General features: G+C 69.9%; 6 protein-coding genes and 1 pseudogene. All 7 read left to right on the forward strand.

The annotated features are described in order from the left end of the window. The first annotated feature begins 161 nt into the window (after positions 1-161). A complete protein-coding gene (locus IEX93_RS11095) occupies positions 162-1,412 on the forward strand; it encodes an aminotransferase class III-fold pyridoxal phosphate-dependent enzyme (protein ID WP_229906182.1) in 1,251 nt (416 codons plus the stop codon). Positions 1,413-1,465: 53 nt separating this feature from the next. Continuing rightward, positions 1,466-2,260 carry an SDR family NAD(P)-dependent oxidoreductase gene (locus IEX93_RS11100; RefSeq protein WP_188848253.1) on the forward strand — a complete coding sequence of 265 codons (795 nt, stop codon included), beginning with the start codon at positions 1,466-1,468 and terminating at the stop codon, positions 2,258-2,260. Between the two features lie 5 nt (positions 2,261-2,265). Beyond that, positions 2,266-3,423: a M20 family metallopeptidase gene (locus tag IEX93_RS11105; protein ID WP_188848254.1), complete on the forward strand. Its 1,158-nt coding sequence runs from the start codon at positions 2,266-2,268 to the stop codon at positions 3,421-3,423. Between the two features lie 55 nt (positions 3,424-3,478). Further along, a complete protein-coding gene (locus IEX93_RS11110) occupies positions 3,479-4,933 on the forward strand; it encodes an ABC transporter substrate-binding protein (protein WP_188848257.1) in 1,455 nt (484 codons plus the stop codon). Continuing rightward, on the forward strand, positions 4,930-5,865 hold the full coding sequence (locus tag IEX93_RS11115; RefSeq protein ID WP_188848255.1) for an ABC transporter permease: 936 nt from the start codon (positions 4,930-4,932) through the stop codon (positions 5,863-5,865). Before IEX93_RS11110 ends, IEX93_RS11115 begins: the two co-directional genes overlap by 4 nt. Beyond that, positions 5,858-6,652 (forward strand): ABC transporter permease, encoded by a 795-nt coding sequence (locus IEX93_RS11120; protein ID WP_188848256.1) that lies wholly within the window; start codon positions 5,858-5,860, stop codon positions 6,650-6,652. The genes IEX93_RS11115 and IEX93_RS11120 overlap by 8 nt, the downstream gene beginning before the upstream one ends. 183 nt (positions 6,653-6,835) lie before the next feature. Beyond that, positions 6,836-6,979: pseudogene (locus IEX93_RS11125) on the forward strand (IS701 family transposase); the annotation flags it as partial.

Genomic DNA, 6,979 nt, shown 5'->3' on the forward strand with positions numbered 1-6,979 from the left:
CCCTTCTCCGGCTGGAAGGACTCCTTCTTCGGCGACCTCCACCCCCACGGGCCCGATGCCTTCCTCTTCTACACCCAAAGGAAGGTGGTGGTGGAGCGGTGGTAGACCTCAAAGCCCTGCACCGGAGACACGTCCTCACCCCCTGGTTGGCGTAGAGGGAGCTGGACCCGCCCCTCCTCGTCCGGGGGGAAGGAAGCTGGCTCTACGACGCGGAAGGGCGCCGGTATCTGGACCTCTCCAGCGGCCTCGTGGCGGTGAACCTGGGCCACGCCCACCCCCGCCTGGTCCAGGCCATCGCCCAGCAAGCGGCCACCCTGGCCTACGCCGCCCCGAGCCTCTTCCACGACAAGCGGGCCCTTTTGGCCAAGGCCCTCTCCGACCTCGCCCCTTGGCCCGAGGGGGGAAGGGTCTTTTTCACCCCTTCCGGGGCGGAGGCCAACGAGGACGCTTTGAAGTTCGTCCGCCACCTCACGGGGCGCTTCAAGGTGCTTGCCGCCTACCGTTCCTTCCACGGGGCCACCCACGGGGCGGCGGCCCTCACCGGGGAGAACCGCCGCTTCCCCGCTGAGCCTGCGATTCCCGGGGTGGTCCACTTCTTCGCCCCCTATCCCTACCGGAGCCCTTTTTACACCCAAGACCCCAAGGAGGAGGCGCAAAGGGCCCTGGAGCACCTGGAGCGGGTCCTCCTCCACGAGGACCCGGGGCGGGTGGCGGCCATCTTTCTGGAGCCGGTGGTGGGGTCCAACGGGGTCATCGTCTACCCGGAGGGCTACCTCGAGGGGGTGCGGGAGATCTGTGATCGCCACGGGATCCTCCTGGTCTTCGACGAGGTGATGACCGGCTTCGGCCGGGTAGGGGAGGCCTTTGCCGCCCAGCGTTTCGGGGTGGTGCCGGACCTCATCACCTTTGCCAAGGGGGTGGCCTCGGCCTGCGTCCCCCTGGGCGGGGTGCTGGTGCGGGAGGGGCTGGCGCGGCGCTTCGACGACACCCCCCTTCCCACGGGGCACACCTACTCCGGCCACCCCCTGGCGGTGGCCGCCGGTCTTGCCGCCTTAGAGGCGTACCAGGAGGAGGGGCTTTTCGCCCGGGCCTACCGCCTCGAGGCGGTGCTGAGGGACCTCCTTAAACCCCTAGAGGCCCACCCCCTGGTAGGGGAGGTGCGGGGGGTGGGGGCCTTCTCCGGGGTGGAGCTGGTGCGGGACTGCAGGACTAAGGAGCCCCTCTCCCCCTGGCACGCTCCCCCCTCCCCCGCTATGAAGGCCCTCCACAAGGCTCTCCTGGAAAGAGGTGTCTACCTCTTCGCCAAGCACAACGTCCTCCTCCTCGCCCCGCCCCTCACCGTGGGGGAGGAGGAGCTGGCCTTCGGGGTAGAGGCGCTGAAAAGGGTCCTGGACGAGGTGTCTTCCCTTTAGACGACACCCTGTCCCTTCCCAGGGCGGGGCCTTGCGGGGTAGGCTTAAGGCAAATGGGCAACTACCGGGAACTTCTGGACCTCACGGGCCAGGCGGCCTTGGTGGTGGGGGCGGCCTCGGGGATCGGCCGGGCCTCGGCCGAGGCCCTGGCGGCCTTCGGGGCCCGGGTGGCCCTGGCGGACCGGGACGAGCGGGGCCTGGAGGAGGCGCTAAAGGCCATCCGCCGGGCCGGGGGGGAGGCGGAGGCGAAACCCTTGGACCTCATGGCCCCCGAGGCCGCTGAGGAGGCCGTGGCCTGGACCTTGGAGCGCTTTGGCCGGCTGGACACCCTGGTCTCCACCCCGGCGGTCAACGTGCGCAAGCCCCTTTTGGCCTACACCGACGAGGAGGTGGACCGGGTGGTGGACCTGAACCTCAAGGCCACCCTGCGCCTCCTGCGGGCGGGGGGAAGGGTTATGCGGGAAAGGGGCTCGGGTAGCCTCATCGCCTTCGCCTCCATCCGCGCCCTGGTGGTGGAGCCGGGGCAGGGGGTCTACGCCGCCACCAAGGCGGGGATCCTCCAGCTGGTCCGCACCCTGGCGGCGGAGCTCGGGCCCTACGGGGTGCGGGCCAACGCCATCGCCCCCGGGCCCATAGAGACCCCCCTTACCGAGCCCATCAAGGCCCATCCCGAGTGGTACCGGGCCTACGCCGAGAAGACCGCCCTCTTGCGCTGGGGAAAGCCCGAGGAGGTGGCCATGGCCGTGGTCTTCCTAGCCGCCCCCGCTTCCAGCTACGTCACGGGCACCCTCTTCCTGGTGGACGGGGGTTGGACGGCGGTGGACGGGCGGTTCACCCCGCCCCTTTAAGAACCATGGAAAAGGCGCTACTGGCGGCCGAGGCGGTGGCGGAAAAGGAGGTTTTGGACCTCCTCAAGGCCCTGGTACGGATCCCAAGCCACTACCCGGGGCCGGGGGAGAAGGAAGTGGTGGCCTTCCTGGAGGCCTACCTCAAGGAGCGGGGCTTTAAGCCCTTCCTCCAGGAAGCGGCCCCGGGTAGGCCCAACCTGGTGGCCGACCTGGGGGAAGGAGAGGGGGGGCTGATCCTCGAGGGGCACACGGACGTGGTCACCCCGGGGGACGAGGCCCTCTGGCGCTACCCCCCCTACGGGGCGGTGGAGGAGGGGGGAAGGCTCTACGGCCGCGGGGCCTGCGACATGAAGGGGGGCCTCGCCGCTTTGGTGGGGGCCATGCTGGCGGTGAAGCGGGTTCTGGGGCGGCCCAGGCACCCTTTGCGCCTTGCCGCCTTGGCCGACGAGGAGGAGATGATGCTGGGGGTGAAGGCCTTCGTGGGGGCGGGCCTGGCCCGGGGTTTCCGCGGGGCCTTGGTGGCCGAGCCCGAGGAGATGGAGGTCTGCCTCTGGCAAAAGGGCGCCCTGCGCCTGAGGCTCCTCTTCCCGGGCAGGATGGCCCACGGGGCCATGCCCTACGCCGGGGAGAACCCCATCCCCAAGGCGGCCCGCTTCGTCCTGGAGCTAAAGGCCCTGGAGGAGCGCCTCCAGAGGGACTTCTCCCACCCCTACCTGGGCCCTCCCTACCTCACCCCCACCCGCTTCCTGGCCACGGCCGGGGAGGGCCAGCTCAACGTCCTCCCGCCCCGGGCGGAGCTCGCCCTGGACGTGCGCACGGTGCCCGGCGTGGACCACGCCGCCTTGGTGGCGGAGCTCGGTCGCATGGCCGGGGTGGAGGTGGAGGTCCTGGAGGACCGCCCCCCCGTGGAGACCCCCAAGGAGGACCCCCTGGTCCAGGCGGCCGAGGAAGCCCTAAGGCTTCTCGGGCTCCCCGTAAAGCACGGGGGGGTGCCGGGGGCCACGGACGGCACCTTCCTCCGGGCCTGGGCCGGGCTTCCCGTGGTGGTCATGGGCCCCGGGGGGAAGACCCTGCCCCACCAGGTGGACGAGTGGGTGGAGGTGGAGGAGGTGGTCCGGGCGGCCCGGGTCTACGCCGCCCTGGCCGTGCTCTACTTGGAATAGGGAAGGAGGGGTATCTGTGAAGCGTGGGATCTTTGGGGTGTTGCTGGTCTTCGGGATGGCCCTGGCCCAAGGGGCGGGCCCCAGCCGGGGCGGGGAGCTTAGGGTGGCGGTGCTGGCCGAGCCCCCTGTGCTGGACCCCACGGCCTCCACCAGCCAGGAGATCGCCCGCATGCTCTACGACAACGTCCTCCAGGGCCTGGTGAAGCTGAACGAGAAGGGGGAGATCGTCCCCGCTTTGGCGGAGCGCTGGCAGGGGAGCCCCTCTAGCCTCACCTGGACCTTCTACCTGCGGAAGGGGGTCCGCTTCCACGACGGGAGCCCCTTCACCGCCGAGGACGTGGTCTTCAAGTTCAACCGGGCCCGGGACCCCAGGTCTGGCCACACCCACCCCGAGTACTACCAGGACATCCAGAGGGTGGAGGCCAAGGACCCCTACACCGTGGTCTTCCACCTCCGCCAGCCCAACCAGGACTTCCTCTTCAACCTGGCCCGGCCCGACTCGGTCATCGGGCCCAAGGGCCGGGTGGAGGAGCAGAAGACCCAGCCCATCGGCACCGGCCCCTTCCGCTTCGTGGCCTGGGAGCGGGGCGTGGGGGTGCGGCTGGAGCGGTTTCTGGGGTACTACGAGGCGGGCCTGCCCTACCTGGACCGGGTCTACTTCCGCTTCCTCCCCGACCCCAACGCCCAGCTCGCCGCCTTGAGGGCCGGGGACATCCACGTGATCGGCCTCGGGGTGAGCCCGGAGACGGCCCTCGTGCTCCAGAGGGACCCCAACTTCAAGGTGGTCACGGGCTTCACCACCACGGAGATCACCGCCGGGATGAACAACGGCCGCCCGCCCTTTAACGACGTGCGGGTGCGCCGGGCGATCCAGCACGCCGTGGACAAGAAGGCCCTGGTGGAGGGGGTGATGCTGGGCTTCGGCACCCCCATCGGCAGCCACCGCTCCCCCGGGGAGAGCTGCTACGTGGACCTCTCCGGCTTCTACCCCTATGACCCCACAAGGGCCCGGGCCCTTTTGCAGGAGGCGGGGTACGGGCCGGGCAACCCCTTGCGCTTCACCTTCACCCTGGCCGCCCCTTACCCCTACGAAAGGCGGCTCGGCGAGGCCATCGCCGCCCAGCTGGCCCAGATCGGGGTCCAGGCGCGGCTGGAGGTGGTGGAGTGGGCCACCTGGCTTTCCCGGGTCTTCCGCGGGGCTGACTACCAGATGACCATCATCGGCCACTCCGAGCCCAACGACATCGGGATCTACGCCAACCCCAACTACTACTTCCGCTATGCCTCCCCCCGCTTCCGGGAGCTCTACGCCCGCTACCTCCGCACCCCCGACCCCCAGCGGGCCTGCGAGACCATGAAGGAGATGCAAAGGGTTCTCGCCCAGGATGCGGTGAACCTCTGGGTGATGAACGCCCCTTACCTGGCCGCCATGCGCAAGGAGGTGATGGGCTGGTGGTCCAACCAGCCCACCCCGAGCCTTAACGTGACCCGGGTCTACCTGGCCCGATGATCCCTTATCTCCTGCGGCGCCTCCTCCTCGCCTTCGTCACCCTGTGGCTTGCGGCCAGCCTGGTCTTCGCCTTCGCCCTCCTTTTGCCTGGGGACCCGGTGCAGGCCATCCTGGGCCTCGAGGCTTCCCCGGAGGCCCGGGCCGCCTTGGAGCGGGCCCTGGGCTTGGACAAGCCCCCCGGGGTCCGCTACCTGGACTGGCTCCTTGGCCTTTTGCGGCTGGACCTGGGGGAGTCCCTCCGCTACGGCAAGCCGGTGGCCGAGCTTTTGGGGGAGAGGCTTCCCCTTTCCCTCTTCCTGGTCCTCCTGGGGCTTGGGGGGGCGCTCCTTCTAGCCCTCCCCCTGGCCCTCCTGGCGGTGCGCTTTCCCCTTTGGGACCTGGCCCTAAGCGGCCTCATGGCCTTCCTCCAGTCCCTCCCCACCTTTTTCCTGGGGGTGGTCCTCCTCTACCTCTTCGCGGTCCATCTGCCCCTCCTTCCGGCAAGCGGCTTCCCCGGCTGGCAAAGCCCGGGGGAGGCCTTGCGCCACCTCCTCCTCCCCGCCCTCACCCTGGCCCTGGCCCGGGCCGCCGTCCTCTTCCGCATGGCCCGGGGAAGCCTTCTGGAGGTCCTCTCCCAGGACTACATCCGCACCGCCCGGGCCAAGGGGGTGCCCGAGGCCTGGGTCCTCCTCAAGCACGCCCTGAGGCCCGCAAGCCTCCCTCTGGTCACCGTCTTGGGCCTGGAGGGGGGGTTCCTCCTCACGGGGGCGGTGGTGGTGGAGGCGGTCTTCGCCCTGCCCGGCCTCGGGAGCCTGGCCCTCACCGCCCTCGAGGCCCGCGACTACCCCCTCCTCCAGGGCCTCGTCTTGGCCATGGCGGCCCTCATCGTCCTCTTCAACCTCCTGGTGGACCTCCTCTACAGCCTCTTGGACCCGCGGGTGGAGTATGCGTAAAAGCCTCCTTTGGGGAAGCCTTCTGGTAGGGGTTTTCCTCCTCCTGGCCCTGGCCTCCTTCTTCTACCCCGTGGACCCCAACGCCCCCGACTTCCTCCGCCGCCTAAGCCCCCCCTCCCCGGACCATCCCCTGGGCACGGACCCCCTAGGCCGCGACCTCCTGGCCCGGGTCCTCCACGGGGCGAGAAACGCCCTCTGGGTGGGGGGCCTCGCCGTGGCGGTGGGCTTTGGCCTGGGCGTCCCCCTGGGCCTCCTGGCGGGCTACGGGGGCCGGCTCTGGGACGGGGCTTTAGGCCTCCTCACGGAAACCCTTTACGCCCTTCCCGGCCTCCTCCTCGCCCTCCTCTTCGCCGCCCTTTTGGGCCCCGGGGCCTTGAGCAGCATGCTGGCCGTGGGGCTTTCCATGGCCCCTGCTTTTTTCCGGGTGGCCCGGGCCGGCGCCCTAAGCCTGAAAAGCGCCCCCTTCGTGGAGGCGGCCCTCGCCTTGGGGGCGGGGCCGGGCCGGATCCTCTTCCGCCACCTCCTCCCCAACCTCCTGGGGCCCCTTCTGGTCCAGGCAAGCCTGGCCTTCGCCGCCGCCCTGCTTGCCGAGGCCGCCCTCTCCTACCTGGGGCTTGGGGTCCAGCCCCCGGACCCGAGCCTCGGGCGGATGCTCCGGGAGGCCCAAAGCTTCCTGCCCCTCTCCCCCTGGCCCGCCCTGGTGCCGGGCCTTGCCCTCTCCCTGGGCGTCTTGGGCTTCAACCTCCTAGGGGACGGGCTCAGGGACCTCCTGGACCCCAGGCGGTGAGGGCTTGTTTCCGGAACCCCGGGAGAGGGGGGTACACGCCAAGGGGTGCCCCCTCTCTTGCGGGGATCGGGGACGAAGGGGTGTTTTGCCCAAAGCTGGACTTATGCGCTTCTGGTTTCCCAAGTAGAATGGGCCTCTTGGTGTTTCCCTGTCGGGAAAGCAACCGGTCACTAGGGAGGCCCGATGAAGAGGATTCCACAACCTCTCCTGCGCGCCCTAGAAGCTTTAGCCCAAAGCCCCATCAACACCTCCGCCCCGGCCATGGCCGAGGGCCAGGACTTCGCCCACGACACCCTCTACCGGGCCCTGAACCAACCCCTGGCCTTT

Origin of the sequence: Thermus composti, assembly GCF_014647535.1 — a bacterium.
Classification (GTDB): domain Bacteria; phylum Deinococcota; class Deinococci; order Deinococcales; family Thermaceae; genus Thermus; species Thermus composti.